A 26,333-nucleotide genomic window follows, 5' to 3' on the forward strand; every position below is an offset into this window, starting at 1 on the left:
CAGGGGGAAGAAGAGATGCCGATTACGATTTTGCTCGCAGATGATCATGCGATGGTGAGACGGGGGCTGCACGTTTTTTTGACGACACAGCAAGACATGAAGGTTGTGGGCGAAGCATCGAACGGAGAGGAAGCACTGGCTCAGGCGGAAGTGTTAAAACCTGACGTGGTATTAATGGATCTGCATATGCCGGTCATGGACGGAATCGAAACAGCCAGAAGGCTGCGCACGTTATTGCCAGCAACGCGAATCATTGTGCTCACCTCGTTTTCGAATCAGGATCATGTCGTTCCTGCTGTTCGCGCAGGGGTGAAAGGATATCTGCTCAAGGATATTGAACCGGAGGATCTGGCCGTAGCCATTCGTAATGTGCATGCAGGTCAGGTGGAATTGCATCCCGCCGCAGCAGGTCAATTGATGCATGTGATGGCTTCATCCGATTGGTCTATAAATGAACAGCAACCACAGGATATACCGACAGATCAGTCAGCAGACAGTCAACATCAGGAGCCAAAGCAGAAGGGTAAATCAACTGAAGCGTCTCTTGGCGGACTGGATATGCTCACTCGCCGTGAACAAGAAGTCTTGGGGCTGATTGCTCAAGGATTGAGCAACAAGGAAATTGCAGTTCAATTGGTCATCACCGAAAAAACGGTCAAAACACATGTCAGTCATCTGCTCGACAAACTGGGACTGGCGGATCGGACGCAAGCGGCTCTTCATGCCGTAAGAAATGGCTGGGTCGTGTGACCAATTCCGACATATGTTCATACTTAAGTCGTATAAACTCAACCTAAAGGTTGAGTTTTTTGGCATTTCAAGTTAAGTCTATCTGCTGACGATTTGGATGCAAAAGAAAGGTAAGATAAGAGTAGAAATAACAGATCGGTTGAAACATGAGAGTTTGAATTATTAAAAAACCAAGGAGAGTGACATGAATGAATATTGTTATTTTGGCAGGAAGCAATCGGAACAATGCAACCAGTACACGTCTGGGAGAGTATGCTGTGGAGATTATTCGCGGTCAGGGACATCAGGCAAGCCTGTTTGATCTGTATCAGACACCACTTCCATTCTACGCGCCAGATGAAAAACAGGCGGATCATGAACATCTGGCAGACCTGAATACACGTATGCTCGCGGCTGATGCGATCATCCTGTCTACACCAGAGTATCACGGCAGTATTAGCGGTGTGCTCAAAAATGCATTGGATCACCTGAGTCAGGCTCATTTCAGCGGCAAGCCCGTCCTGTCCATCAGCTCCTCTGGTGGAGCGGTGGGGGTAAGTTCACTTTTACAACTGCAAGCGATTGTTCGCAATCTGCATGGCATTAATGCCCAGGAGTGGATATCCATTGGTGGTGCGCAGCGCAGACGATTCGAAGCGACATTTGACGGATATGAAGAGTACGAAGGCAGTCAGGATATAGAGGACCGGGTGCAGCGGGTTATTGGATCGTTTTTAAATCTGGCACAGACGTTAACGAATGCGCGGAATTCAACCATGAGTTGAGAACCAAGGAAGATGAAAAATCGGAAAAGGAAAAGAGGTTGAGCATTATGATTACAGGCATATTTGAAACACATTTAAACGTGACGGATCTGGAGAGATCCCATCATTTCTATGAAACGGTCCTGGGTTTACCTCATGCCTACGGGCAGAAAGAACGTGGGAACTCCTTCTACTGGATTGGTGGAAAAGGCAATGCCATGCTGGGATTGTGGCAAAAGGAACCTTCCGAGGTGAAACGTCAGCACTTTGCTTTTCATGTATCTCTGGAGGATATGAAACATGCGGTGGCTCACTTGGAGAACAAAGGGATCAAGACACAGAACTTCCTGAATGATGATATCGGTGAACTGTACGTCTTTGGCTGGATGCCTGCGGTATCTGTATATTTTAACGATCCGGATGGTCATATGCTTGAATTCATCGCCATGCTCCCGGATGAAGCGAAGCCTGAACTTGGCATGGTGCCGTGGAGTCAGTGGGAGGAGATGCAGGAGAAGACCGTATGATGATTGAAGAATTACAGTTATATACAACACGGCTGGAGGACCTCAAGCATTTTTATCGTGATACGTTGGGAATGGAGGTGTCCAATGCGACGGATCAGGCCTTCAACCTGCAGGTTGGAGGGACAAAGATGATTTTCAAACCGTGTGAAACAGATCATGAGCCCTTTTATCATGTGGCTTGGTTGATTCCAACGAATCGGTTCAAGCAAGCGAAGAAGTGGGCTGCATCACGTGTTGTTTTAAGCAGGGAGGAAAATCAGGATGAAACGTACTCTACTAATTGGGACTCTCATTCTCTCTATTTTGAAGATCCGGCAGGCAATATTATTGAGCTGATTGCTCATCATCGTATTCAGAACGAGAGTGACCATGACTTCTCGACTCAAGATATATTACAGGTGTATGAAGTTGGACTGGTGACGGAGGATGTTCTGTCTACGGTGAATGAGCTTCAGCAGATTGGACTCACGCGCTGGGGTGAGGTTAGTGATACCTTTGCTCCTGTAGGAGATGTGCACGGTCTGTTTATTGTGGTGAGGAAGGATCGGACATGGTTTTTCTCCAAGCAAAAAGCACAGATCTATCCGTTGGAAGTATCCATCCTTGGCGTGGGCAAGCTTCGAATTGGCTAAACTTTGCATTCCGGGGCAAAACGGGCATATGTGGAGCATTTCCATCATGTTATAGAAGTAAACGCTTTATTTATTAATTAGGATATATAAGTTGAACTAAATTTACACGATAACGGAGAGGACAGATCTTAGTTCAACTTATATAGTTTCTCTGATGGGTTTACATATGATGAAGGGTGGTGGCAAGCTTGGATCGACGTTTGTTGGAAGAAGGACTAGCGATTATCGTTTCCAGTCGGGAACGTACAGGAGATCTGTGGCACGCCCATTATGGGGCGGGTGCGATTGCGGCATATTTTTGGTTACGGGAAAATCGTCTCACTGCCCTTGCCGCCGGCAGTGTTACGGCCGAAGCAAAAGCCATGCTTCGCCAGCATGGAATCAGCCCTGGCCAGACCTCTCCGATTGGTGAAATGATGCCCAGGGAAGATGCCGAGGCGTGTATTACGGACGCATTGGATCGAACGATTGGAGAACTGCACTGGGTTGGACACCAGGCCATCTACGGGGCAATCAGTCTGAAAGCTATTCGCGAACTGGATGGATGGGGCACTGCGGAGGATATTGGTCGGCTGGTTGAACTGATCGATTCATTCGATCGAACCATTCCGGGAAGATCCTGGATGAACACAACGATGAAAGAAATTCGCAGTCTGAAGCCGGAAAAAAGCGATGGTTTCCCCGAGATTGAAAATCCAGTTCAGTTGTCACGCCTGATTCTGGATGAGCTTGGTGCGTTCCAGACTATCTATCACGCGGAAGCGCATCATGATCTAATCGGTCATATGCTCACCTACGGACATGCGCTTAACATATTATATGAACTGGGTTATCCTGCATTATTCCACAAAGGCATTCCGCCTTTCCTTACCATGGTGAAGGCACTACGCTTAAGCCGAGATGTGGATATTGAACAGGAGATGCCGACATTGCAATCACCCGTAGACCTGCTGCCACTAGAACGGGCGGAACGATCAGTGGCGCTCCCTCATGAACTGGAATATTGGCTCACCGATAGACGCTCTCGTGACTGGAACGGAGGTCATGTATTTAAATTCCCGTTCAGCTTCTATCATCATGCGAAGAACGGGGAGCCCGTACCGGAAACGTGGGAGAACTTTCGTTATATCATCGCGTGAGATAGAGCCAACAATATGGAACAAACGATATGGAACCAACGATATGGAATCAACGATATAGAATCAAAATGAAGAGCACTTGCCAAAGCTGGCAGGTGCTTTTTGGTGTTCTAACGTTAATATTCCAAGCTACTAAAAGCCGAAGCGGATCCGAATGTCCGGAGTTGGCAAGCTCACTGTATTCTGAATCTGAGACTAAGCTTTTCATGTCCGAGAATGCACCCTTCATTTACGAGCCCATGTCCTTCATGTGCGAGAAACGCTCGTGAAATCGTAAAAGGCGGATTGTCTCCCTTCTCATGCAGAGCTCTGCTCCAGACGGATTCGAGGTCTCCCCTCCGGTTTGCGGTTGGAGCCAGAGCTTGAAAGAGTGAGAGCTAACGAATCGGAGGCGTCTTATTCAAGGATTTGAAGCGTCTACAGAAATCTGAGGAATCTGAGACACGCTATATTAGAATAAACAGCTGTTTTCGGCGGTTTTGTCAGGGCATTTAGGAAATAACGTGTCTGATGTTCCTTATCATTTAAAAAGAGGACCTGAATGCCAAATAAGACGTCCTGTGTTCTTCAGAAAATCATCTATCCATTCGCCGGAATTAGCGGGCTGGGACTTCAAGCTTTTTGGACACGGGCACCCATAATTCAAAAATCCATCATCGTATAGCTTGTTTGAATTGAAATGCACACATTAGTTTTATCCAGATTAAAACCGACAATTGTCCGCCCCGGACACGACTACATTCATGCGTAATTCATCCCGATTACCATCAGCACGAGTGGGGAAAGGCGGTAAAATGGTATTATCGGATCAGCAGCAAGGAAGACACACCGACAGCTCATACGCTAACGTACAGCCGGCTAGGGGGCCGGTTTTTTAATTCGGTGATTGCATCCTTGCCCTGATCGGGTATTAAAGACTAAACAGATAACAGGAGGCTACGTGATATGAAAACAGTTTTGTATGTTCCACTCGATGATCGTCCAGCGAATCTGGATGATGTGATTGTGCAAGGGAAAGCAGCCGGTATCCATATCGTTACACCGAACCTGAGTGATATTAAGAATCGTCTGGACTCGGAGAAAACCGTAGATGGCACAACGCTGCTCGGCACCTCAACGCCGGTTTATGGCAAACCGTCCAAGATTCACGACTTTATTCTGAAACATGCTGCCAAGGTCGACGGATTCATTATTTCATCTGATATGCTCGCTTATGGCGGTCTGATTGGCAGTCGTCAGCTCCGTGAAGATGGAGGAGGCGCCTATCCAGAATACGATGATGAGACGACGCGTTTGCTGGATGTGATCCGCGTGATCAAGCAGAAATATCCACGCAAACCCGTATTTGTAATGGACACCATCATGCGTTTGGCTACAACTTCGTTTGCAGATGGCTTGGCGCTTGATGCATATAATGAGTCCCGTGCATTGATGCAGCAGCCACGTCAGACATACACTGAGTTTGAGGACATTATCGAGGGTTATAACCTGTCCCCGGATGGAGTGGAATATGGGACAACGACCTATTTTGATAAAGAACAGTATTACAATACAAGACAGCATAAATTTAAAACCAATCTGTACATTTTGGATCAGCTGGCTCGCACAGGTTATATCGATTTCCTCGCGGTTGGAGTCGACGATGCTAACACGCAGGGTGTTCAGATCAATGAAATCAAATATGTAGAAGCGCGGATCAATGAATGGCTGGGTGGAACCAATGGGCAAAATCCGGATCGTGCTATCATCTTGCCGGATGCAGATGGTTTGGGGCACGCTTTGGTCGCTCGCATGGCGAACCAGTTGTTCCGAGGCGGTGCGAAGACACGTTACGGAGTGAAATATTTTGGTCCTCACGGCAATACCATTATTAACACGTATGAATACATGGATGTACACGAGAATGTGGTTCGTCATGTGGATATTGTGGGCGGTGTGCTTGTAGCGGATTCGGCATATCCTGAACCGGAGGTGGTGACGGATGTGGGTGCTGGCTTGGAAAATGAACAGCTAGTGGCTGTAGCAGCCGATCAAGTTGTCCCGTTTGACATGACCTCCGAACTGGATCGTATGACCAAGGGTCATCCGGGAAATTCCGGAGAGAACACTGGCATCGACATTGAGATTATCGCCATTACGGCTCTGGATCAGGTGCAGGCTGCGTTGGAGCAGTTGACGCTGAATAGTGAGCAAGGTCTGCCTTCGGTATTGATTGATTTTGTGGGTAAAGGACCAGCGAATGTTGAGGTTGCTGAAGCATTGCTCAACAGTCCATATACCGGACGGGTTCTGGGATACAGTGCATGGAATACACCAGGTAACAAGATCGGTATTGCTGTAGGTATGGGGCAGTCGAGGTACGCGTTGATCACAACAGAGAAGCATGAGCATAAGTTGCGAGATGCTATGAATGCGCATGGCTCGTTGTTGTTTAAGCGTTTCCTGAAGGATTATTACTATAAAGCGGTAGCGATTGCAGAAATTCGCACGTATTCACGAGCCCATGCGCTGTATACCAACGTGGCTACCCTTTCGGATCAAAATATGTTGCTGTTCAACTCAGAGGAAGACTATGCCCATTTGCAAACATTGCTCCGTGACTTGATGCAAACTTACACAACGGCACTTGCGAATAAAACAGCCTTCCAGACAGGCAATGTGGCGATTAAGCAGATCTGTGATGACGAATTGTCTTATGCGACGTATGGCAGTGCGCTGCTGGAATATGGGAATCCTGATTTCATCTGGGGCCGTGCATTTGAAATTACGTTGAACCCGCAAGTTACGCTGAACTAAACTGTTATCTTACCATGGGCTCCTCATGTTTGGGATCATCACTGGTATGACTGTACTGCTTAATCTCGCCGTTGTTAAAAATGATATATTGGTACTTCGCTTCGAGTTCATCCGCGAATGTTACTGAGGCACCGTAAGGTGCTTCAGAACTTTTTGAGGAGTAAGTACCTTGTACTTCGATAAGCTGTTCGGGTGAGTAACCTTTCTGTTCAATCAGGTAAGTGGTTACCTGTTGTTCAGCATCATTTTTCTTGAGCGGATTACCAAGCAGTCCGAAGTAAGCCCAGCAGGATATCCCGAGTATAAATGCTAAGATGACCAGTGAAGTGATTTTGAATGTTTTACTCATAGTTATTTCTCCTTCTTTTACGTAAGCGACAATGAATTAGATAATGAAATATTAATATATTTGGATAAATTTATCAATTAATTGATCTTAAAGCTTACTTAGGTATTCGTTAAAATGATGATTCCAGAATCGTCTTTTTTCCACCCGAACGACTCCCTTAATCGCACCGAAGTCGTACGGAACACCATCCGCGCTAGGAATGAAAGGGTGTAAGATTGTATTATCGGATCAATAACAAGGGACGCACCGAAAGCACATACGCTAATGTACAGACCGGCCAGGTGGCCGGTCTTTTTGATGCGGTGAATGTAGTCCCGTTACTGGTTCGATAGCAATACAGACTCTGAGTTAAAAGGGGGAGTCTACTGCTGCTACATTGTCGCTGCACGGTGTGGGCAGATCTCAAACTTGCAGCTAAAGGGGGCGAAATGAATGTGTCTATGAGAAATGAGATTAGCACTGCCATGAGCACCAGTAAAATGAGTAAGCTCATTAAAAAAACGCTGAAACAGAAGCTTGCGGTACTTGTTCCAGATTGGAACGGTCGTGTGCTGGATGTACCTGCGTCAGGCGAAGTTTTGGCCGGGCCTTGTGCAGTCGTTGCGTTTGCCGAAGAAGTGCCGAAGTCTGCCTGGGCGGGATACCGAAGGATTATTAAAATCTCACCATACGCTCGTCCGGAAGATGGTGGCGCTGAAAAGGTAGAAGCTTGGTCAGCTGATCTAATCGAAGGGTTGCACCAGGTAAGGCTGGTGGATAAAGCAGGTGGGGCATTCATATGTATCTATCTGGGTTCTTCAGATAGTGATCGGGTGGATGCAGGGTCTGGCATGCTTACGCGCAGTCTGCGGTTCGGAGTGTATGTTCCCGAAGGCTCGGGAGCTGTCCTCGCTGAAACAGGCGACGCATGGCTAGCTGCGCTTCAAGATTGGACACAGCAAGAGCTTGGTTCGGGCTGGTCGGTATATGGGGATATCTGGCCTGGTGGGTACGAGAAGCCGTCTGTTTTGTGGCGATTGGCCGGATGCAGCACTTCTGTCGCGGGGACTTCGGCATTGGAGGTTCGACAACAGTGGATTGGGCATGTGCTCACCGATCATCCGGTGCTAACACGGCAGACCGTTACTCGGTTGGTAGAGCAACTTGCAGTGCAATCTCGTCTTGCCATCACTGAAACGGGTGGCGAAGAGCACGCAGGTAACACGCGATATATCACAGTGGATGAAGTCACGGCAGATTTACAGACGGATGCATATCTGAATGGTCAGATTCGCCTGACGTTGCAACAGCGGATTCGTCGTCCGGGTACGAATGTACCGTTCATTCGTGAGATTCACCATAGCAAAGGTATGGAGTAAACGTTAGTCGAGAGGAACCTTCTATTAGAGGTTGTTCAAAAAGCCCGCTTTTGATTACAAAGGATGCCTAACGGCATCATCAGCATCGAATATGGAATTCAGCCGAATAAGCATAAGCTTACGAAGTATGTTTCCTTTGGAAACATTGTAGTTGCTCACGTAGTTTTCCCTACGCTCTGTTACTCCATTTCTAACTTCATCCCATCTTCTCGGTACTGAAAACCGATCTTTTTGAACATGCACTTTTAAGAGTGGTTCCAGATTATAGCTTTGAAATGATAGATGTAGCTTCAACATTATAGCTTCAAATTCATAGGTTCATAGGATCAAAAATTCATAGGTCAACCTTAAAGTTCATCGTTTAACGAAATCAGTAGTCCAACAAATGAGGTGAGATGGCAATGGCAAGCTCAGTGAAAAAAAGAAAACAGACAGCCTCCCGGTATACACGGGCAGAACTGATGAATCATGCAGAAGCCCTCTTTGCCGTTAAGGCAGAGGTGCTGTATGGTGCGCTGTACGAAGCGGCGCAAGAGACGTTTTCCATTGAAGAAACGCAAGAACGAATTAACCAATTTATGAAAGCGAAGGTGAAGGGATAATGGCAGGTGGAACTTGGGAGCAAACAAATCGTCCGGTCCTTCCGGGCTTATATATGAATTTTCAGGCGGCAGCATCTTCGGCCATTCAAGCGGGTACGCGGGGGACGGTCGTTGTGCCAATCAAGGCAAACTGGGGTCCAGTAGGGACTTTTGTTGAAGTAGGGAGCGAAGCGGCGATTGAACGTATCTATGCGTCGAATGTGCTGGACAACGGTACGGCTTATACGTCCCTGAAGCTCGCCCTGTTGGGTGGACCGAAGAAGTTGCTCGCTTATCGGGTGGCAAGTGCTGCGGCCAAAACAGCCACGCTTACTTTGAAGGACAGCAGTGATGCCAATGTACTGCAACTGGATGCGAAGTATCCGGGGGATCGTGCGAATGGATTCTACGTCACCATCCAGCCGGGTGTAATTGATAATACGAAACATGAAGTGCGCCTTTTTGAAGGTAACCGGATGTTGTATGCGCTCCTGACAGCGGATATTACAGCAGCTTCTCTGGCAAAAGAGATCAACGCGGATGAACAAAATGTCTGGTTAACGGCTCAGGCGATTGGCGATGATGCAGGTGTAGTTGCAACAATTGCGGGTGCGGCATTCAAAGGCGGCGTAAGTGGCAACGATGACCTGACCAATGCAGAGTACATTGCTGTACAGGGCGCGCTGGAAGGGGAGCAATTCGACGTCTTGGCTTTGGATCAGGCGGCTGATGCACCTCTGCTTGCGAGTTTTGCGGCATGGGTGAAACGTGTGCGTAGTGAAGGTAAACCGGTGGTGGCTGTATTTGGCGGTTCCTCAGCGGATGACACTTCTGCTACAGCAGCACAAAAAGCGGCAGCACGTTCGCTTGCGCTCAACCATGAAGGTGTGATTAATGTCGGTACAGGCGTACGCCTTGGAGATGCATTCTACAGCTCGGCGGAAACATCCGCCTATGTTGCAGGTCTGATCGCCGGACAACGTCTGAACCAATCCACAACCTATGCAGCTACTCCGTTCGATGATGTGACACGTCGCTGGACGCGTGCAGAACAGGAGCAGGCGGTACAGAATGGCGTATTTATTTTCTTCCATGATGGACGCCAGGTGAAAGCACTTCGTGGTGTAAACACACTGGTAACGCCAGCCGCTGGACAGAATAATGCGTGGAAAAAAATCCGTTCCATTCGTGTTTTGGATGCGATCAACACGGATTTGCAGCGCTCCGCGGAAGATACGTATATCGGTAAAGTGAACAATACTGAAGAGGGTCGTCAAGCACTGATTAGTGCCATGAAGGCCTATTTGGCGTTGCTTGCACAGAGTAATGTGATTGAAGCTGACGGTTATGATGTCATTCTTGACCCGGCGTATTATGGTACGGCACCAGTTCTCAAACCGGAAGCAGATCAGGTATTCCTGCAATGGAATGTGAAGCTGACGGATGTAATGGAGCAGTTGTTTGGTACATTTTACGTGCAATAAGGTTGTGTGAAAGGAAAGAACCGTTTTCTAGAATAATTACTACACGTTGAACTGATGGTTTACACGATAACAGCGATCGGAAGATTGTTCTGACTGCGGAGTTATACCGTGTAATATTTATTAGTTCAATGAACCCAAGGAGGAAAATATATGTTGGATGCGTCAAGAGTAATTCTCGGTACCCATGGTCAGCTGCATATCGATGGTGTGTGGCAGACAAACATTAACAAGTTGGAAGCGAGTGTGGAGATTGAAAAGCGTGAGCTGAATCTGGTCGGTAACGACTGGAAGGTGCACAAAAATGGCGCGAAAAAAGGAACAGGCACGATGACCGGCTACAAAGTCACTTCGGATATGATCCAGCGCGGCTTCACCAAATTCGAGATCATTTCCAAGCTGAACGACCCAGAATCATATGGACATGAGAGTGTATTGCTGAGAGGTTGCATGGTGGACAAAATCCAGCTTGCCAACTGGACAGCGGGTGAGGAAGTACCGGAGGAAACGGGCTTTACATTTGAAGGATTTGAATTGCTGAATCCAATTGTGGCGAACTAAGCTCTGGAATAGGCACGTTATTGAGCTGGTTTGCTCAAGCGTGATTGCATAGTTACTTCGTATAGTATGGACACCAATGCGGGCCGAGATGATCTCGGTCTCTTTGTTGTCTCTACAGGCTTGAAATCTGGCATAGATAAACCCATTTTTGAAATAAGAAGGAGATAACGCCCAATGAGTATGAATGAAAATATGTCCGAAGAACAGATTTTGGATCAGTTGTTTGAAGCAGCAGAACGTTTGCCAGAGGAGAATGTACGCATTCAGCGTCTGGATCTGCTGTTGACCTTGCGTGGATTGACGTCTTCCAAAGTGGATCACATTCGCGAACGCTGTACGATTCGAAAAACGACCAAAGGGCGCACCGAGGAAAAGGTGGACACCGAAACGTTCAACGCGCTGCTCATTTCCGAAGCAACGGTGAAATTGAAAGTCCGCAGCCTGGAGTTGTCCGGCTGGGGGGATACCCGTATTACTGGCCGTATGAAGCTATCCGGTGGCGAACAGGCGGTACGTCGTATGTTGCTGGCTGGTGAATTGGATGCCGTAGGCGATAAAGTGCTGGAGCTGTCCGGCTTTGGTGTGGAGATTGAAGACCTAAAAAACTGATTCACTCCGGCGGAATGACCACGTTCCTGTATCACATGTGGGTGCGTCATCATCTCCGGCCCGGAGAGTTCTGGTCTTTGCCACGTGGGGAGCGCTCGCTGTTAATTGCGTTCTCGGAAGAGGAAATGTCAGCGATAACTTCGCAAATGAATCGATAACGAAAAAGGGCAGGAGGTGAAAAAATGGCAGAAATGATTGTAGGTTTATCCAAATCTAATGCGGAAATGCGGACAACCCTCCGATATCTGGATCAGATCCAACGCTCAACCGAACGTCTGGGCAGAGTTCGTTACCAGAGTCTGATCAAGGTGAACAATGAGCTGAGAACGACAGGACGCAGGTTGGAGCATATTTATAGTATGGCTGTGCGAATCAGCAGGCTGCGAATCACACCGACGATTGGGTTGATTGATAAGCTGAGTCCGGCACTGGATCGCGCATGGGCTAAACTGAATAGATTCAGGGACCAGATGGTTACGGCTTCGGGCACAGTATCGCTTGAGGTTCGGCAGAAGATTGAAGTGGCGATGGGTAAAGGAGGGGCTTCGGGTCCAACTATGGCTGTCGTGATTCAAAATAACAAAAATATCACTAATGCTACGAAGGAAGAAGATCCTAAGAGTTGGTGGGATAAATGGATTTTTGACCCTGCCGACAAGATTAATAGTTTGTTTGATGTATTTAATAACGTTAAGGGAATATTTGATAAATTCAAAAAGAAAAAAGAAGAAAGTCCTGCATCTGATCCAACCAGAAGTCCAGCATCCAAATGCTGCTGTTGCACAGGTGGAAAGATGGGCAAAAACCGTAGAGTTCGTTCACCGAATGAGGATGGTGGTGGATCAGATCGTGGAAGACGAAATTACCGAAGTGGTAGAAGGTCTAGTAATCGTTCGAACCGGGGCCCATCACCAGTACCCAATCCTGTACCTGATACTCCAACTCCTCCGCCCGATCGCAACCGTAATAGGGGAGGAGGAAGAAGAATACGAGGAAGCGGTCGTTTAGGATTTGCGGATGGTGGATTGGGATCTTTAACCGACATGTTGGCTGGTAACGGATTGATGGATAATTTAAGTAGTGGTTTTGCCAAAGGAGCCAAAAGGTTGCTCGGACCCATCAGCGTGCTTGCTGATGTGGCGAATGTAGCGACAGCACCCCCGGAAGAGCGTGGCCGAGCGGTGGGTTCCATGATTGGCGGCACAGCAGGTACTGCGATTGGTAGCGCCATCGGTAGCGTTCTTTTGCCTGGCATCGGGACATGGGTTGGTGGTGCAGTAGGTGGTTGGGCGGGAAGTACAGCAGGCGGTTGGATTGGAGACAAAGCGAAGGATATTGGAAACTTTATGTCTAGTGCTACCGAAGGTGTAGGTGATGCATTGTCGGGTGCAGCCGATTATGTCTCTGAGAAAACAAAAAAAATCACCGATGGCATATCCGGCTTCTTTGGATTTGGTTCTAAAATAGAAGAAAAGACTGTCTCGGCAGCAACGGTGGCTGCACCGTCTCCAGTTGCAACAGGCCCGCAGATGGCACCTGCCTATATGCCACCGGCACTGACCATGACAGGCCCAACGGCTTATATGAACAGCAAAGTCGGTCAGCCTACATCTGCTGGATTCATGGGAACAAGCATGATGCAGAGCCAAGCGATGGCGCTTGGTAACGGTGCGCAGACGAATGGGAAATCGTCCACGATGACGGTACAGATATCTGAAGACCAGATGAGCAGTCTGTCCGGATACTTGAAGGATTTCAAAACAGAAACTACCAATCAGATTGCGATAAATATTCCAACAGGTGCGGTGCAGGTGACTGTGCGCGAAAATGCGATTGATTACGACGCTGTCACCAAGCAGGTCGGACAACGGATTACGGGCGAGTTCCGCCGTGCGATGGAAAACCGAAAAACGATTATGGCCTAAGCAGAAAGGAGGCCGTGTATGTCTGTACTTAAAGATGAAGTAGGTCCTAACAATATGGCTTTTACTCTGAAAGATGGCGGCACTTCATTTCAATTCCCGGTGAACCCGGAAGAGGTGAGTATTTCCAGGTCCAAAGGGTATGAAACGATTAATATGCTGGAGCATGGCGAGTTTGATTTTGCGCAAGGCGAGAAGGTGAAGGAGATCACCTTCTCTTCTTTTTTTCCCAAAGAGTATGATGCCTTCTATTGCATGGACAAAGAAGATTTTCCAGATCCGAGGGTAGCGATGAATATGCTGAATACGTTTCTGGTATCGAAAAAGCCGCTGCGTTTCATCATTTCAGAGACGGGCGTGAACGTGCCTGTTTTTATTGTTTCGCTTAATTCGAGCTTTCGTGGGGGGGAGACAGGAGATATTTACTTCGACCTGACCCTGCGCACATGGCGGGATTCCAAGGTGGAGAAGGTCGGTTCTTCTGCATCCGGGAGCAAGTCAGGTTCTCGTACCGATTTGAAAAAAACCAGCAAGACCTACACCGTCAAATCTGGCGACTCCCTGTCCAAAATAGCAAAGCTTGAGCTGGGTAGCAGTTCCAAATGGAACGAGATCTACAAGCTCAACGCAAAGATCATCGGGAGTGATCCGAACCGGATCAAGCCCGGGCAAAAGCTGGTGATGCCATGACCTATAAGGTTATTGTCGACGACAAATATGACATCACCAAGCTGGTGGAGACGATTACGCTGAAGGACTCGCTCGACCAGATTGCCTATCAGGCCAACATCCGGCTGGCGGTGTCTGCGTCTTCCGGTCTGCCTTCGATCTCACCGGGCATGGCGGTGCGGATTAGCGGGGTTCCTTTTGGCGAAAAATCAATGGTTCACTTACTGCATCCTGCGGTCATCTGGGAGGTGGAAAGCTCGAACAGCGGCACCAAGCGGCTGTCTCTCACGGTGTACGACCGAATGATATATCTGGAAAAATCAGAGGACGAGTTCCTGTTGCCTAAGGATCAGACCGCTACGCAACGACTCAAAACCTACGCCAAAGAGTGGAAGATTCCATACGCTACATTGCCAGAAACCAAGACAAAGCTGGGAAAAGCCGTGTATCGGTCACAGACGATCTTCTCGATGATGTTTGCCGATCTGAAAGAAACGGCGAAGTCCGGCGGGGAAATGTACCATCCACGGATGACGCCCGGTGGGTTGCAGCTCTTCCAGGTTGGAAGTAATGCAAAGGTGTATGAACTTGATCGACTAATTGATCTGACCCAGATGCGTACGCTCGAAGGGGCGGTTACCAAAGTTAAAGTCATGGCGGCGTCGGAGTCACCGAGTGGCAAAGAAGTTCCTTCCAAAGTGCTGGCGATTGAGCAGAATGGTGTGGAAGAACTGGGCACATTGCAAAAGCTGGTAGAGGACGATCAGGTGAAATCGACAACTGCCGCGAAAAAACTGGCCAAAAGTCATCTGACGGGTATTCAGGAGACCTTTACGATATCCGCACCGGATGTGAATACGATTCGTGCTGGGGACGCGGTGTTGTTAAAAGGACTGAAGCTGATCGTCATGTCGGTCAGCCGTGATCTGTCTGCCGGACCTGGAACGATGACGTTAGAGTTGGGGACGGCTGAGCTGGTGAAAAGGAGGCATTACCTTGAATAAAGATGATCCGTATGGGCATTTTGCCGACGTCATGCGGGGCGCGATGAGCACGCATTCCCGTCAGGCAGTGAGCGGGCTGGGAGCAGTACTGGGTACGATGACCTCAACCGGCGTGAAGCTGGATGATTTCAAGCACGAAGTGCAGGATTACCTCGTGGCCGAGTTGCCGGGCACGCTTGGACTGCCGGAGCGCGAGGCTGCTGGCGCGATCTCCGGTATATCTGACGTGGCAAACGGCGGAACGACGGGCACGGGACGGTTTCTTTTGCAAGAAGAGGAAGTGGAAGAAGCGGTGTGGTCACTTGGTAAAGGATTAAAAGCGGGAGATCGCGTGCTGGCGATGCGGGTGAATGGCGGTAACGACATTGTGGTGCTGTGTAAGGTGGTGAGTGCGCATGCCTAGTTTGTTCCCGGAAACGGGTGTGGTATGGGGAGATGAGGAGGATCTGTCGGGGGCGGTTTCAGAAGAGGTACGCTTTGGACGGAGCTGGCGATTCGATTACGATGCAGGGGATTTTGTACTGACCCCAAGTGGTAAAGTCGCTGCGGCTGGTGGGCATGAAGCGTGGGTACAGTGGTGCATTAAGGCCGTCAAAACGCCAAGATACAGACATGTGATCTATTCCCGAAACTACGGTTCGGAGCTGGAGGATCTGGTGGGTCAGGGTGACAGCCGGGGTGTGATGGAAAGTGAGATTACCCGGATGGTGACGGAGACGTTGCTGGCTGATCCACGCACGGATTCGGTAGACCAGTTCACGTTTGATTGGAATCGGGAGCAGTGCATGTTCTCGTGTCGGGTGGCGAGTGTGCAGGAAGAGATGTTTATTCTGGAAAGTGAGGTGATCTGACGGGATGGCTGAGATTCCGCGTTATTTGGAGGACCAGACGGAGGAACAGATTATGCAGCGTATGCTGGATCGTCTGCCCGCGGATCTGGATAAGTCGGAAGGATCGTTTCTGTGGGATGCGGAGGCTCCGGTTGCGTTTATGCTGTCTGAGGCGGCTTTGTGGGCGCAGGAATTATTGCGACGGGGGTTTGCAAGTACTGCGGCGAGCAGTGATCCGAATTTTCGTTCGGAAGAGCTGGATCTGCGGGCAGGAGAGCACGGCATCACGCGGCGAGCTGCGGTGGCGGCACAAGGTGCGGTGAGGTTTGCGGGTACGCCGGGGAAAGTGGTGCCTGCGGGAACGGTCGTGGCTACGCTTGCGGATGAAGTATCTGCTGAAGCTTCGCTCGAATATGAGACAGTGGGACGTTTGGAACTGGATGAAGAGGGTTCCGGGGTGGTAGGGGTGCGAGCGCTTGTTGCCGGAAAAGAGAGCAATGTGCCTGCGGGCACGGTAACTGTACTGTCTACACCTGTAAATGGCGTGACTTCTGTCACGAACGTTAATGTGATTAAAGGCGGTGCGGATGTTGAGGCCGATACGGCGCTGTTGGAACGCTTTTATGCCAAAGTGCGCAACCAAGGAACCAGTGGCAACAAAGCACAATATGTACAGTGGGCCAGTGAAGTGCCAGGTGTTGGTGCAACGCGTGTTATTCCGTTATGGCAGGGGCCGGGCACGGTGGGATTGTATCTGTTAGACACAGACAAACGTGCTGCGGGTACCGATCTGGTGGCAGCGGTGCAGAAGTACGTTGACCCAACGCAAGATGGACAGGGTGAAGGAGTGGCACCGGCGGGGCCAGTGGTGTCCGTGATGCCAGCCGTGGAAGTGCCGATGAATATTCAGGTGAAACTGACGCTTGCCAGTGATGCGACACTCGCTGATGTGCGGGCATTGATCGAACGCGGGGTGACCGCGTATCTGAAGCAGTTGGCTTTTGCCGATCCGCTCGTTCGTTACACTCGCATTGCCGCAATTCTGCTGGACATTCCACCCATTATCGACTATTCGGACCTGACCGTGAATGGTGTGAGTGACCAGAATATTGAGATGACTGCGAGCCAGGTGGCCGTGCTGGGGACGGTGGATGTGCATGAGTAGTGTTGGGCAGATGGTGGACGAGGAAGTAGTTTTGGAGTGCGGAGACCAAGGAAGATTGGGAGAAGTACGCCGATCTGAGTTGAAGCTGGTAAGCGAGACGCTCCATGTTGATGTGCAAGGAAGGGAGGGGGACAGGGCATGAGTGCTCCTTCTATTGTAGATGTTGGACTGACGAGTGAGAAAGGGCGGGAGCTGTTCTCGTATTTGCCCAGGTATTATGAGACTTCTCGTGTAATGCAAGCCGATATGCAGGCCAAAGGCACTGAGATGGATCTGCTGTATCAGGCGCTGGATGAGACATTGGAGCAGTTTTTTGTCCGTACAGCGACGTGGGGGCTGGACTTCTGGGAGCAGGAGCTTGGCATTGAGACAGATCGTCTCAAACCCGTGGAACAAAGGCGTGCCGTGGTGGAGTCGAAGCTGCGTGGGGCCGGGAAGTTTTCTGGCAGGCTGGTGGCGAACGTGGCTGAGGCGTATGCCGGGGGCAAGGTGGATGTAACTTTTCAGCCGGAAGCGTGGAGTTTTACGGTGAGCTTTGTGGATACGATGGGCATCCCGCCCAATATCGATGATCTCAAACGAGCGATTGAAGAATTGAAACCGGCCCATATGGCCGTGGAATATGAGTATCGCTATCTGGTCTGGGATGATCTGGACAAGAAGCAGAAAACATGGGATGAACTGGACGCCGCGTCCTTGACGTGGAATGAACTGGAGGTGTGGGCGTAATGCCACAGGAAACAGATCGACTAAAATTGCCTCTTCCCTTGGGGAACGAAAGAGTGACCCGGGATAGTATTAATATGATTTTCGAAAAGATTGATGCTGGTGTTGCAACGCAAGCGGATTTGGATGCGCTTCGTGAAGCGGTGAGTCAGATGGATATTCCCGATGCGTCTTTGACTCAGAAAGGGAAGGTGCAGTTGTCCAGTAAGACGGATGGCCCGTCTGAGACGGTGGCGGCGACGGAGAAGGCGGTAAGGGATGCGTTGACAGCAGCTAAAGCAGCAAGCTTGTTGCGTACAGGCGGAGCTATGACAGGACGATTGATTATGAATCAGTGGGGAACGTTTTCTGGCTCTTCAAATGGTTCGGTGTTGTACGGTAGTAACTGTTTTCTTGATGGGAATACATTCAAGTACGAAAACAATCATTCTAACTTAGGCGCTCGTGGTATTTACATGCGGTATTCAGGCGCTGTTGCGACGGAAGTTTACATGTTTGATACAGGCCCAGTCGCAACCACAGCTGGAGCTACTTTCACCCCAAATCTAGCACGAATTGTTCACATGGGTGACTTATTCCAAAAGCACAAGTTAACGGCTGATGACGGTAAAAACCAAGTACTAGCATCAGGGACTAACCTTAACTCTTTGACGGCAAATGGACAGTACAACGGCTATAATCTGGTGAATTCTCCCTTACCATCAAGTGCTGACGGATGGTGGTACATTGAAGTTCAGTGCCATACAAACAGTACAGGTTATGTACTCCAAAGAGCGAGTCGGCTTAATGGAGGGGTGCAGACTTTATATCAAAGAACCAAAGAAAATAATGTATGGTCGTCTTGGAGTCCTGATCTTTTTCAGGCTGTGGCTGATGCTAAAAACAGGCATATTATCTCGTCTGCAGCGCCTTCTGGCGGCAATGACGGTGACATCTGGTATCAATACTCATGATAGAGGGGAGGAGTATAATGCATGGCTTTAGGCATTAAGGTTGGCGGAACTTGGAAAACGCCTAATAAGTTATCAGTCAAGGTCTCAGGGAATTGGCGGGCTGTCCAACAAATTTATGCGAAAGCCGGGGGAGTATGGCGGCCCATTTGGTCAATCGCACCGACTATGCGTAAGGGTTACGTATGGGGTAGCAATTCATATGTGGTCAAACAATCGGACCATGTCGAATGCTACGCATATAACTCAAGCACGGGCGGCGGCGAGGCAGCTGTGGTGACAAACATACCAGTGGATTTAACTGGCGTTTCTTATGTGGTGTTCGATTACGCTCTAGAAGGTTCATCTGACATCCAATCAGACGGAATCTTTATTGCTTCCTCTTCCCAGATGGGTGGAGCTGGAACATTCGAGGCTCGAACGTATCGTGGTTCACTGACGACAAGGACTACAGTCAGCTTAAGCGTGTCCAGTCTGTCCGGGCCCTACTATTTGCGGGCGCACGCTTCAAACAACGGCGGCGTAGCCGTATGGAAACGTGTGCGTCTTTACCGCATCTTGCTGGACAGCAAAGAGATTTGGAACGCCAGTGCGGGCGGATCTTACGTCTAATAAGGAGTCACGATCATGTCCGATACAATCATGTTCAATACTACGAGGAAACCGGTAACGTTGTGACCATCTCGACGACAGAACCACCAGCGTCGGATGGGTGCGCGGTGGCCAAAACGGAGAAGGGCAAGCCGGGCGACGAGTTCACATACACCATAACGGTATTGAATGTAGATATTGAAAAGGGGGTTATTGATTCAGACTATTCAGTCCTGAACAACCCGCAGGCGGCGCGGCTTCTTGCTGACAATGCCGCATTGAAAGAGGAAAAACGCCCAGCTGAAAACTGCAGTAGCAGAACTGACTATGATGATCGCTGCAGGTCAGGCATGAGGGGGATAAGCGATGACATCTACATCTAACAGCGGACTGGTCAAAGTTTGGGTCAGTTTGGTCATGACCGGCACGTATAAACTGGAACAGGTACTTAATCTATATAACCTTAAAGCAGTCGTGTCGGATGTTATTAACGCAACAGCATAAGCGCCGCAAGGCGTTTTTATTATGTCCTCTGGAGCGGTCAGGAGGCTTTTCCTATTACAAAGAAGGGTTTGCGGCGGCAGCCATGACAGGCACACCAATAGTAACACTGGATTATTCGGTATCACACGTAAGATGCGCTCGCCTTTTTATATCGCAAATGAGTTGTTGTCCATTATTGAAAATGGAGGCAAACTGGGTGCGCCGATTAAGTCTCTCACAGGATCAGCTCTGAACGTATATTTATAACACGTAAGATCGGATGCTAGTCCTTATTAAATAGGAGACCTGACTTAATTTCAGTTCTCACCAATAAAAAGGAGGTGAACCATGACCACAAACCAACTAACCACTGCCATCGCAAACACGCTCACACAACATTTCCCTAACATTCCGATCCACTCAGCATCAGTAGGTGGAAACTCGACTCCTGCCGAAAAAGGCATCACCTACCGCCTGCTATCGGCCCAACTTACCCGCGAACGCAGCGATCGCTTCGTGCAATCTCACGCCTTTGAAATCCGGTGGCTCGATCCAAACGATATCCCAGCCACCCTACCGGACGAGTTGTTCGAAGCATTGGAGACCATCGACGTGGAGGGCACGCCCTATCGCGCAACGGAACTACGTTGGGAGACGGAGAACGATAATCCACGAATGCTGGTGTACTACACCATGCGAACCACCAAAGTGTCGGAGTCCGCCACTACCATGCAACAACTGGAACAGCGACCTACCGCACTTAAGGCCACAAGATAATAACTATATTAGTTCAACATAACGATGGTTATCCTGTCCTTGTAGTGGTCAGTATAGCTATTTTTTTATTGAACTTAACTAACTGAATGAGGGGATCAGTATGAAAGGAATAGGAGGGGCATTGGCGATGTTTACAAAAAAAGAACCAGACCTTAAAAAACCGGAAGTTCAACAGAAAAACAATCAAAAATACAGCAAAGCACAGTTCGCCGAATCCCGGCAACTTAGCCGCATGGAGAAAGATATTTTGGCAGCAGTTCTGCTGGAACAAGAAACATACACCATGGAAGAAGCACAGCAACACATCCAACAATTTATGAATGGGGAGGCACAATAATGGCTGGAGGAACATGGAAGACACAAAACAAGGTACGCCCCGGCGTATATATGAATTTTGCATCAGAGGGCGCATTGCCGGGAACGGTAGGAGAGCGAGGAACGGTGGCTTTGGCACTTCCATTGTCGTGGGGGCAAGCAGGCACAATCCTGACGGTACAAGCAGGTGAAGATGTACAAGCAAAATTGGGCTATGACTGGACAGCACCGCAAATGCTACTGATGCGCGAGGCATTGAAACGAGCGCAGACATTGCTTCTGTATCGACTCAATGCAGGGACCAAAGCTAAGGCAACCTTGGACAAGCTAACTGTGACAGCCCAACACGGCGGCGTACGTGGTAATGATCTGGCTGTTGTAGTCTCCGCGAATATTAATGATCCCGACCAATTGGATGTCTCCACTTTGCTTGCGGGTAAAGAAGTGGACAAACAAACCGCGTCTACCATCGAAGCTCTGGAATCCAACGCATACGTCACATTTACTGGTGAAGGTGCACTTACAGCTACAGCTTCACTTCCACTAACAGGTGGCTTGGATGGTACAGCAACGAACCAGGAGCATTCCGATTTCCTCACCAAGCTAGAGGTGCTGGATTTTAACACGGTCGGTCTGATTTCAGATGATGCCACACTCAAGTCAGTCTACACAGCTTACATCAAGCGTTTGCGTGATACCGAGGGCAAGAAGGTGCAACTGGTTCTGTCCGATTATCCTGCTGCAGATCATGAAGGCATTATCAGTGTCAAAAATGGTGTTGTGCTCGCAGACGGTACCGTTCTTACGCCGAAACAAACCGTAGCATGGACTGCCGGCGCAACAGCGGGAGCTAACCTGAATGAATCTCTGACGTTCCGTGCATATGACGATGCTGTGGATGTGAACGGACGACTGACACATAGCGAGACAGAAGCGGCATTGCGTAATGGCGAGTTTGTATTCACGGCGAGCAGCAACCGTGCGGTGGTGGAACAGGATGTAAATACGTTCCGTTCGGTGACACCGGATAAGGCGCGTCATTTTGCCAAAAACCGTGTTGTCCGTGTTCTCGATGGCATTGCTAACGATATGAAACGCATTTTCGAGTCCTATTACATCGGCAAAGTGAACAACAATGAAGATGGGCGCAGCCTGTTCCGATCCCAATGTGTCACTTATCTAAAGCACCTTCAGGATATTGGTGCCATCCAAAATTTTGATTCCAAAACAGACATCACTGTTGCTCCGGGCAATGAAACCGACAGTATTCTGATTGAGATTCAGGTCCAACCTGTGGATTCCGTTGAAAAAGTATATATGAAAGTGAAGGTGGTTTAAGATGGCATTTTTGAAAGCAAGTGACACGATTTCTGGCCAGGAAGGCCGCGCATACGCAACGATTAACGGACAGACGGAAGAAATGTTCTATGTGAAGACGCTGGAAGCAACAGTGGAGAAACAAAAAGCAGAGGTCAAAACCTTGGGCCGCCGCGGTGTACAGCACAAAGCAACCGGTTGGTCCGGTTCGGGTTCCATGACAATCTTTTATACCACTTCCCGTTTCCGCGAGCTGATGCTCCAGTACATGCAGAATGGTGTGGACACGTACTTCGACATTGAAGTGACCAACGAAGATCCTTCCTCTACAATTGGCAAACAGACCGTGACCCTCAAAGGCGTCAACCTCGACAGTGTAATCATGGCATCCCTGGATACCGAGGCCGAGGCGTTGGAGGAAGAAGTGAGCTTTACCTTTGAAGATGTCGATATGCCTGTATCGTTCAATCTGCCGAAGTAATTTAGCGTGAAAGCATAATGATTTGAGATTCATAAAGAGTATAACTTAGCAGCGGGTTTGTAAAAGAAACCTGTTCAACTTGCCTGTGTTACGGGCTATTTGGCGTGTCAAAATACTGTTCTTCGCCGCTTCATGCGGCGGGGGACCTAACTTTAGAGGAGGAACAATACATGAGTGGATTGAGTATGTTTTTTGCCCAAAATGCAGCAACAGATACAACGGAGGAGTTTATCGTATCCCCCCGATTTAAAGATGAGAAAGGCAAGCACGTTGCCTGGAAACTGCGCAGCATGACCGAGGACGAAAACCAGGAATGTCGCAAGGCAGCTACCCGCAAAATCAAGGGCAAGAACGGTGTCTACACACCCGACATCGATGCGAATGATTACATGGCTCGCCTGATGAGCGCAAGTGTAGTTTACCCCGATTTGAAAAACGCAGAACTCCAGCGTTCATATGGCGTGATGGGGGCGGAATCGCTTTTGCGGAAAATGCTGTTGCCTGGGGAATTTGCTTCGCTCGGCGAACAGGTCCAGAAGCTGAACGGCTTCAATCAGGATATGAACGAACTGGTGGATGACGTAAAAAACTAATTAAAGAGGGCGATTCCGAAGCCAATCTGGCTTATTACGCTCTCCATGAATTAAACATTTTGCCGCATGAGCTTATGGCATTCTCCATGCGAGAACGAGCAGCGATCTATGCTATGATCTCCATCCGGGTGGAGCAAGAGAAGAAAGAACGGTCCAAGAGCCGCGCCCGGAAGAAATAAAAGGAAAGGAGGGAGAAATGAATGTCCGATACAAGTATCAATGTAATTAATCCTCCATCCGTAAATAATCTGATCAATAACTTAAATCTAATTCAGGTAAAAACAACCGAAATTTTGAACAACTTCAATCAGATTAACCATGTTAATTTGAATCAATTTAACCAAACGAACATATCCAACCACTTTAATCAAATAAACCAGCAAATGAATGTAACGATTAATCTGATGGAAAAGTTGGAGGATACGGCTGATGATACAAGCAATGCTTTGGGTGATAATCTGAGCAAACTCTCCAAGTGGGTGCAAATGGTAAAGTCCGCTGGAAGTGTTGTGTTAAAAGCTGCTGCTGAACAAGAAGACTTCAAATATCGTTACATGGTTGCCGCAGAAGATCCGGTGCTCGGGGAAAGCATCTATAATAAGTATCGAGATCAAGCCTCCAAGAGCGGTCAGGATGTTAATGATTCGCTAAAATCTTCTCTAGGCTTCTTGCCTTTGGCACAAAATACAGGGCAGGTAGATCAGCTAAATCAACTAACTCAACGCTTGAGTATGTTGTCACCGGATGGACAAAGTCTGTCAGATGCGTCTGGTGCCATTGTTAGTGCCATGAATGGCGATAACGGAGATTTGGCTAGTCAATTTAACATCCCGGAAAGTGCATTGACCGGGGCTGGATTAGGTGAATTTATTCAGACTAAAGACCTTGATGGTTTTATACAGGGTTTGCAGACGGTTCTTGAAATGCAAGGTTACACACAAGAAGCCTTTGATACCATGCTGGATTCTCCATTGCAAAAATGGACGGCTCTCGTGAATCAGTTCAATGGAATACTATCTGAAATCGGGACAAGAGCTTTGGAAGTTTTATCTCCTGTGCTTGACCGATTAAACGAAGCAATAAGCTCAGGTCAGTTCAGTGCTTTCATCGAATGGATTGGTGGGGCCTTCGCAATTATTGCTCAAGTGGTGGCATTTATCGTGGATGGGTTCATCAATTTTGCTACAGCTGTGCAAGAAAATTGGGCTATCATAGCACCTATTTTGACTGCTATTGCTATGGTGCTGCTTTACAACATGATTATCTCACTTGGCATTGTGATCGCTGAAGTGTTTTTGCTTGCTGTAGCATGGTTGGCTGTAAACTGGCCTATATTGCTGATCATCGCAGCAATTGCTGCAATGATTATGATTTTCCAAACGTTCGGAGCAACCGGTACCGATATTCTCGGGGCTATTATTGGTACATTTATGATGCTTGGCGAGATCATCAGAGTGGTAATTGCTACCGTGTGGAACATATTTGCTTCATTGGCAGATTTCTTGATTAACCTGTTTATTGATCCTGTCTACGCAATTCAAAAGTTGTTCTATGACCTAGGCATGTTTGTTTTACAAACTCTTTACAATGTTATGGTAGGTATCGAGGATTTTCTTAAAAGAGCTGTAGGGGCCATTAGCGATGTTGCTTCATTTATCAATGATACCTTTGGTACGAACCTGAGTGTGATGTCCGAATCGGATATTAACATTGGCAGCAAGAACATTAAGAGTTGGATGGACACTCTGAAGTCTATGGAGCCACAGAGCGACAAAAATGTATTTGAGTCTATGCGAATGGACGGAGAATATAATCCCAGTGTATATGGGGAGGGTCAGATAAAGGCTGAGGAGTGGGTTTCTAAGTTCTCTTCCAACCCGAAGGATGACTCCAAGGATAAAGGTCTACCAGGTAATTTTGGCAAAGACTTCACACCCGAAATGCCGAAAACACCTCCCATGCCACCTATGCCAATGGCTCCTGCTCCCACGGTCGTTCCCAACAATATGAGCAACATCAACCAAATCAACAATGTGGGGAAAGTAGATCAAATTGGCGGCGTTGAGGGAACGATTGATGTAACCAGTGAGGATTTGAAACTGATGCGTGAGCTTGCAGAGATGCAGGCGATTCAGCGATTCGTCAGCCTTACTCCAACCGTTCAGGTCACCACGGGTGATATCAACAGCGGACATGATGTGGACAGCATCATCAGCAAAATCACCGATGGACTGAACAGTCAGATCGTCTCCAGTGCTCAGGGGGTGTATGGATAAGTGGAATATTATATTCAACTAAGCTTCAATAACCGCTCTGAATACATGTTTTTCCCGGTCACACCAGAGAGCATTGAGTTTTCGGATTCGGGAGACGGCAGTACGTTTAACGTTAGCGCTTTGGGTGAAATTAACGTGATCAAGTCGCCGAAGCTGCGTGAAGTCAGTTTCAGCGGGATTTTTCCGGCAGACTACAGCCCGTATCATCTGAACTACGATGCAAGACATCCGGCAATTCAGAAGCAGTTTTACCGTGATCCCTATGAATATGTGAAAAAGATCATCCGCTGGATGCAGACGGGCAGACCCGTCAGACTGTTCTTTTCCAGTGCAAGGTACACCATTAATATGGCTGTTTCCATTGAGAGCTTCGACTGGAAGGAGACAGCGGGTACGGTGGGGGATATCCAGTATGATATCAAGCTGAAGCAGTTCATTTTTTATGCCGCCAAAAAAGTAGTGCCACTCAAGGACAGCAAGGATACGGCTGCTTCGAAAACAAAAACCAAAGCCTCCCGGCCCAATGAAAAAATCCAGCCGAAGACTGTCACACTCAAAGCCGGAGACTCCTTGTGGTCTGTAGCTAAAGCCCATCTGGGAGATGGATCTCGCTGGAAAGAGTTGCAAAAGCTGAATAGCATCAAAGATGCACAACTGAAGAAGCTGCCGATTGGACTTGTGATCAAGCTTCCGTGAAAGGAGAGGGAA

General features: G+C 48.4%; 32 protein-coding genes. 31 read left to right on the forward strand and 1 reads right to left on the reverse strand.

Annotated elements, in window-relative coordinates; genetic code table 11:
• Positions 1-15 precede the first annotated feature (15 nt).
• The 6 genes from EL84_RS12545 to EL84_RS12570 all read left to right on the forward strand — a co-directional run bounded on the left by EL84_RS12545 (position 16) and on the right by EL84_RS12570 (position 6,587).
• Complete coding sequence (locus EL84_RS12545; protein WP_047841930.1) at positions 16-750, forward strand: response regulator; 735 nt, start codon at positions 16-18, stop codon at positions 748-750.
• A 188-nt stretch (positions 751-938) separates the two neighbouring features.
• Positions 939-1,514, forward strand: a complete 576-nt coding sequence (locus tag EL84_RS12550) for an NADPH-dependent FMN reductase (RefSeq protein WP_036611439.1) — start codon at positions 939-941, stop codon at positions 1,512-1,514.
• Positions 1,515-1,561: 47 nt separating this feature from the next.
• On the forward strand, positions 1,562-2,020 hold the full coding sequence (locus EL84_RS12555) for a VOC family protein (RefSeq protein ID WP_036611437.1): 459 nt from the start codon (positions 1,562-1,564) through the stop codon (positions 2,018-2,020).
• Positions 2,017-2,652 carry a VOC family protein gene (locus tag EL84_RS12560; RefSeq protein ID WP_047841931.1) on the forward strand — a complete coding sequence of 212 codons (636 nt, stop codon included), beginning with the start codon at positions 2,017-2,019 and terminating at the stop codon, positions 2,650-2,652. Before EL84_RS12555 ends, EL84_RS12560 begins: the two co-directional genes overlap by 4 nt.
• Before the next feature lie 188 nt (positions 2,653-2,840).
• On the forward strand, positions 2,841-3,791 hold the full coding sequence (locus EL84_RS12565) for a hypothetical protein (protein ID WP_053061468.1): 951 nt from the start codon (positions 2,841-2,843) through the stop codon (positions 3,789-3,791).
• Between the two features lie 945 nt (positions 3,792-4,736).
• Entirely contained in the window at positions 4,737-6,587 is a 1,851-nt protein-coding gene (locus EL84_RS12570) for a DUF4127 family protein (RefSeq protein WP_047841933.1), read from the forward strand.
• Between the two features lie 4 nt (positions 6,588-6,591).
• Here EL84_RS12570 and EL84_RS12575 read toward each other — a convergent pair whose 3' ends face one another.
• Positions 6,592-6,936: a DUF3139 domain-containing protein gene (locus EL84_RS12575; protein ID WP_047841934.1), complete on the reverse strand. Its 345-nt coding sequence runs from the start codon at positions 6,934-6,936 to the stop codon at positions 6,592-6,594.
• A 434-nt stretch (positions 6,937-7,370) separates the two neighbouring features.
• Between EL84_RS12575 and EL84_RS12580 the strand changes: the two genes are divergently transcribed.
• The 25 genes from EL84_RS12580 to EL84_RS12685 all read left to right on the forward strand — a co-directional run bounded on the left by EL84_RS12580 (position 7,371) and on the right by EL84_RS12685 (position 26,321).
• Positions 7,371-8,294 (forward strand): hypothetical protein, encoded by a 924-nt coding sequence (locus EL84_RS12580; protein WP_152683011.1) that lies wholly within the window; start codon positions 7,371-7,373, stop codon positions 8,292-8,294.
• 401 nt (positions 8,295-8,695) lie between these two features.
• Positions 8,696-8,896, forward strand: a complete 201-nt coding sequence (locus EL84_RS12585) for a hypothetical protein (RefSeq protein WP_082219002.1) — start codon at positions 8,696-8,698, stop codon at positions 8,894-8,896.
• Positions 8,896-10,359, forward strand: coding sequence for a phage tail sheath subtilisin-like domain-containing protein (locus EL84_RS12590; protein ID WP_047841936.1), 1,464 nt, complete (start codon positions 8,896-8,898; stop codon positions 10,357-10,359). Before EL84_RS12585 ends, EL84_RS12590 begins: the two co-directional genes overlap by 1 nt.
• A 150-nt stretch (positions 10,360-10,509) precedes the next feature.
• Positions 10,510-10,917, forward strand: a complete 408-nt coding sequence (locus EL84_RS12595) for a phage tail tube protein (RefSeq protein WP_036611426.1) — start codon at positions 10,510-10,512, stop codon at positions 10,915-10,917.
• Positions 10,918-11,091: 174 nt separating this feature from the next.
• Positions 11,092-11,526 (forward strand): phage tail assembly chaperone, encoded by a 435-nt coding sequence (locus EL84_RS12600; protein ID WP_017690174.1) that lies wholly within the window; start codon positions 11,092-11,094, stop codon positions 11,524-11,526.
• A 182-nt stretch (positions 11,527-11,708) separates the two neighbouring features.
• Entirely contained in the window at positions 11,709-13,451 is a 1,743-nt protein-coding gene (locus EL84_RS12605) for a hypothetical protein (RefSeq protein WP_047841937.1), read from the forward strand.
• A 54-nt stretch (positions 13,452-13,505) separates the two neighbouring features.
• Complete coding sequence (locus tag EL84_RS12610; protein WP_047844147.1) at positions 13,506-14,138, forward strand: LysM peptidoglycan-binding domain-containing protein; 633 nt, start codon at positions 13,506-13,508, stop codon at positions 14,136-14,138.
• The gene (locus EL84_RS12615) at positions 14,135-15,121 is read left to right on the forward strand and encodes a hypothetical protein (RefSeq protein WP_047841938.1); all 987 of its coding nucleotides are present in this window, start codon (positions 14,135-14,137) and stop codon (positions 15,119-15,121) included. Before EL84_RS12610 ends, EL84_RS12615 begins: the two co-directional genes overlap by 4 nt.
• A complete protein-coding gene (locus EL84_RS12620; RefSeq protein WP_047841939.1) occupies positions 15,114-15,524 on the forward strand; it encodes a hypothetical protein in 411 nt (136 codons plus the stop codon). The genes EL84_RS12615 and EL84_RS12620 overlap by 8 nt, the downstream gene beginning before the upstream one ends.
• Positions 15,517-15,972 (forward strand): DUF2634 domain-containing protein, encoded by a 456-nt coding sequence (locus EL84_RS12625; RefSeq protein ID WP_047841940.1) that lies wholly within the window; start codon positions 15,517-15,519, stop codon positions 15,970-15,972. Before EL84_RS12620 ends, EL84_RS12625 begins: the two co-directional genes overlap by 8 nt.
• 4 nt (positions 15,973-15,976) lie before the next feature.
• The gene (locus EL84_RS12630; protein WP_047841941.1) at positions 15,977-17,116 is read left to right on the forward strand and encodes a baseplate J/gp47 family protein; all 1,140 of its coding nucleotides are present in this window, start codon (positions 15,977-15,979) and stop codon (positions 17,114-17,116) included.
• Positions 17,109-17,258, forward strand: a complete 150-nt coding sequence (locus EL84_RS31995; protein ID WP_161799423.1) for a hypothetical protein — start codon at positions 17,109-17,111, stop codon at positions 17,256-17,258. The genes EL84_RS12630 and EL84_RS31995 overlap by 8 nt, the downstream gene beginning before the upstream one ends.
• Positions 17,255-17,845 (forward strand): YmfQ family protein, encoded by a 591-nt coding sequence (locus tag EL84_RS12635; RefSeq protein WP_047841942.1) that lies wholly within the window; start codon positions 17,255-17,257, stop codon positions 17,843-17,845. Before EL84_RS31995 ends, EL84_RS12635 begins: the two co-directional genes overlap by 4 nt.
• Complete coding sequence (locus tag EL84_RS32265) at positions 17,845-18,795, forward strand: tail fiber protein (protein WP_047841943.1); 951 nt, start codon at positions 17,845-17,847, stop codon at positions 18,793-18,795. Before EL84_RS12635 ends, EL84_RS32265 begins: the two co-directional genes overlap by 1 nt.
• A gap of 21 nt (positions 18,796-18,816) precedes the next feature.
• Positions 18,817-19,404, forward strand: a complete 588-nt coding sequence (locus EL84_RS12645) for a hypothetical protein (RefSeq protein ID WP_047841944.1) — start codon at positions 18,817-18,819, stop codon at positions 19,402-19,404.
• A gap of 107 nt (positions 19,405-19,511) precedes the next feature.
• On the forward strand, positions 19,512-19,766 hold the full coding sequence (locus EL84_RS12650; RefSeq protein ID WP_152683012.1) for a hypothetical protein: 255 nt from the start codon (positions 19,512-19,514) through the stop codon (positions 19,764-19,766).
• Positions 19,750-19,887, forward strand: a complete 138-nt coding sequence (locus EL84_RS32270; protein WP_179087869.1) for a hypothetical protein — start codon at positions 19,750-19,752, stop codon at positions 19,885-19,887. The genes EL84_RS12650 and EL84_RS32270 overlap by 17 nt, the downstream gene beginning before the upstream one ends.
• Before the next feature lie 21 nt (positions 19,888-19,908).
• Positions 19,909-20,133 carry a phage holin family protein gene (locus EL84_RS33105; protein WP_076251394.1) on the forward strand — a complete coding sequence of 75 codons (225 nt, stop codon included), beginning with the start codon at positions 19,909-19,911 and terminating at the stop codon, positions 20,131-20,133.
• An 81-nt stretch (positions 20,134-20,214) separates the two neighbouring features.
• Positions 20,215-20,643, forward strand: coding sequence for a phage tail terminator family protein (locus tag EL84_RS12655; RefSeq protein ID WP_047841946.1), 429 nt, complete (start codon positions 20,215-20,217; stop codon positions 20,641-20,643).
• Between the two features lie 127 nt (positions 20,644-20,770).
• The gene (locus EL84_RS12660) at positions 20,771-20,980 is read left to right on the forward strand and encodes a hypothetical protein (RefSeq protein WP_047841947.1); all 210 of its coding nucleotides are present in this window, start codon (positions 20,771-20,773) and stop codon (positions 20,978-20,980) included.
• Complete coding sequence (locus tag EL84_RS12665; RefSeq protein ID WP_047841948.1) at positions 20,980-22,296, forward strand: phage tail sheath family protein; 1,317 nt, start codon at positions 20,980-20,982, stop codon at positions 22,294-22,296. The genes EL84_RS12660 and EL84_RS12665 overlap by 1 nt, the downstream gene beginning before the upstream one ends.
• Position 22,297: 1 nt before the next feature.
• On the forward strand, positions 22,298-22,756 hold the full coding sequence (locus EL84_RS12670; protein ID WP_017690162.1) for a phage tail tube protein: 459 nt from the start codon (positions 22,298-22,300) through the stop codon (positions 22,754-22,756).
• 170 nt (positions 22,757-22,926) lie between these two features.
• Positions 22,927-23,349: a phage tail assembly chaperone gene (locus EL84_RS12675; protein WP_047841949.1), complete on the forward strand. Its 423-nt coding sequence runs from the start codon at positions 22,927-22,929 to the stop codon at positions 23,347-23,349.
• Positions 23,350-23,549: 200 nt separating this feature from the next.
• Positions 23,550-25,625: a hypothetical protein gene (locus EL84_RS12680; RefSeq protein ID WP_047841950.1), complete on the forward strand. Its 2,076-nt coding sequence runs from the start codon at positions 23,550-23,552 to the stop codon at positions 25,623-25,625.
• Positions 25,626-26,321: a LysM peptidoglycan-binding domain-containing protein gene (locus EL84_RS12685; RefSeq protein WP_036668863.1), complete on the forward strand. Its 696-nt coding sequence runs from the start codon at positions 25,626-25,628 to the stop codon at positions 26,319-26,321.
• The last annotated feature ends 12 nt before the right edge of the window (positions 26,322-26,333 follow it).

Source organism: Paenibacillus sp. VT-400, assembly GCF_001029205.1.
GTDB lineage: Bacteria > Bacillota > Bacilli > Paenibacillales > Paenibacillaceae > Paenibacillus > Paenibacillus amylolyticus.

What these genes read in the sequence shown, in the direction of transcription:
- EL84_RS12545 (WP_047841930.1), top strand. Translation starts at nt 16, where the DNA reads ATGCCGATTACGATTTTGCTCGCAGATGATCATGCGATGGTGAGACGG.
- EL84_RS12550 (WP_036611439.1), top strand. Translation starts at nt 939, where the DNA reads ATGAATATTGTTATTTTGGCAGGAAGCAATCGGAACAATGCAACCAGT.
- EL84_RS12555 (WP_036611437.1), top strand. Translation starts at nt 1,562, where the DNA reads ATGATTACAGGCATATTTGAAACACATTTAAACGTGACGGATCTGGAG.
- EL84_RS12560 (WP_047841931.1), top strand. Translation starts at nt 2,017, where the DNA reads ATGATGATTGAAGAATTACAGTTATATACAACACGGCTGGAGGACCTC.
- EL84_RS12570 (WP_047841933.1), top strand. Translation starts at nt 4,737, where the DNA reads ATGAAAACAGTTTTGTATGTTCCACTCGATGATCGTCCAGCGAATCTG.
- EL84_RS12575 (WP_047841934.1), bottom strand. Translation starts at nt 6,936, where the DNA reads ATGAGTAAAACATTCAAAATCACTTCACTGGTCATCTTAGCATTTATA.
- EL84_RS12585 (WP_082219002.1), top strand. Translation starts at nt 8,696, where the DNA reads ATGGCAAGCTCAGTGAAAAAAAGAAAACAGACAGCCTCCCGGTATACA.
- EL84_RS12590 (WP_047841936.1), top strand. Translation starts at nt 8,896, where the DNA reads ATGGCAGGTGGAACTTGGGAGCAAACAAATCGTCCGGTCCTTCCGGGC.
- EL84_RS12595 (WP_036611426.1), top strand. Translation starts at nt 10,510, where the DNA reads ATGTTGGATGCGTCAAGAGTAATTCTCGGTACCCATGGTCAGCTGCAT.
- EL84_RS12600 (WP_017690174.1), top strand. Translation starts at nt 11,092, where the DNA reads ATGAGTATGAATGAAAATATGTCCGAAGAACAGATTTTGGATCAGTTG.
- EL84_RS12605 (WP_047841937.1), top strand. Translation starts at nt 11,709, where the DNA reads ATGGCAGAAATGATTGTAGGTTTATCCAAATCTAATGCGGAAATGCGG.
- EL84_RS12610 (WP_047844147.1), top strand. Translation starts at nt 13,506, where the DNA reads ATGGCTTTTACTCTGAAAGATGGCGGCACTTCATTTCAATTCCCGGTG.
- EL84_RS12615 (WP_047841938.1), top strand. Translation starts at nt 14,135, where the DNA reads ATGACCTATAAGGTTATTGTCGACGACAAATATGACATCACCAAGCTG.
- EL84_RS12625 (WP_047841940.1), top strand. Translation starts at nt 15,517, where the DNA reads ATGCCTAGTTTGTTCCCGGAAACGGGTGTGGTATGGGGAGATGAGGAG.
- EL84_RS12630 (WP_047841941.1), top strand. Translation starts at nt 15,977, where the DNA reads ATGGCTGAGATTCCGCGTTATTTGGAGGACCAGACGGAGGAACAGATT.
- EL84_RS31995 (WP_161799423.1), top strand. Translation starts at nt 17,109, where the DNA reads ATGAGTAGTGTTGGGCAGATGGTGGACGAGGAAGTAGTTTTGGAGTGC.
- EL84_RS12635 (WP_047841942.1), top strand. Translation starts at nt 17,255, where the DNA reads ATGAGTGCTCCTTCTATTGTAGATGTTGGACTGACGAGTGAGAAAGGG.
- EL84_RS32265 (WP_047841943.1), top strand. Translation starts at nt 17,845, where the DNA reads ATGCCACAGGAAACAGATCGACTAAAATTGCCTCTTCCCTTGGGGAAC.
- EL84_RS12645 (WP_047841944.1), top strand. Translation starts at nt 18,817, where the DNA reads ATGGCTTTAGGCATTAAGGTTGGCGGAACTTGGAAAACGCCTAATAAG.
- EL84_RS32270 (WP_179087869.1), top strand. Translation starts at nt 19,750, where the DNA reads ATGACATCTACATCTAACAGCGGACTGGTCAAAGTTTGGGTCAGTTTG.
- EL84_RS33105 (WP_076251394.1), top strand. Translation starts at nt 19,909, where the DNA reads ATGTCCTCTGGAGCGGTCAGGAGGCTTTTCCTATTACAAAGAAGGGTT.
- EL84_RS12655 (WP_047841946.1), top strand. Translation starts at nt 20,215, where the DNA reads ATGACCACAAACCAACTAACCACTGCCATCGCAAACACGCTCACACAA.
- EL84_RS12660 (WP_047841947.1), top strand. Translation starts at nt 20,771, where the DNA reads ATGTTTACAAAAAAAGAACCAGACCTTAAAAAACCGGAAGTTCAACAG.
- EL84_RS12665 (WP_047841948.1), top strand. Translation starts at nt 20,980, where the DNA reads ATGGCTGGAGGAACATGGAAGACACAAAACAAGGTACGCCCCGGCGTA.
- EL84_RS12670 (WP_017690162.1), top strand. Translation starts at nt 22,298, where the DNA reads ATGGCATTTTTGAAAGCAAGTGACACGATTTCTGGCCAGGAAGGCCGC.
- EL84_RS12675 (WP_047841949.1), top strand. Translation starts at nt 22,927, where the DNA reads ATGAGTGGATTGAGTATGTTTTTTGCCCAAAATGCAGCAACAGATACA.
- EL84_RS12680 (WP_047841950.1), top strand. Translation starts at nt 23,550, where the DNA reads ATGTCCGATACAAGTATCAATGTAATTAATCCTCCATCCGTAAATAAT.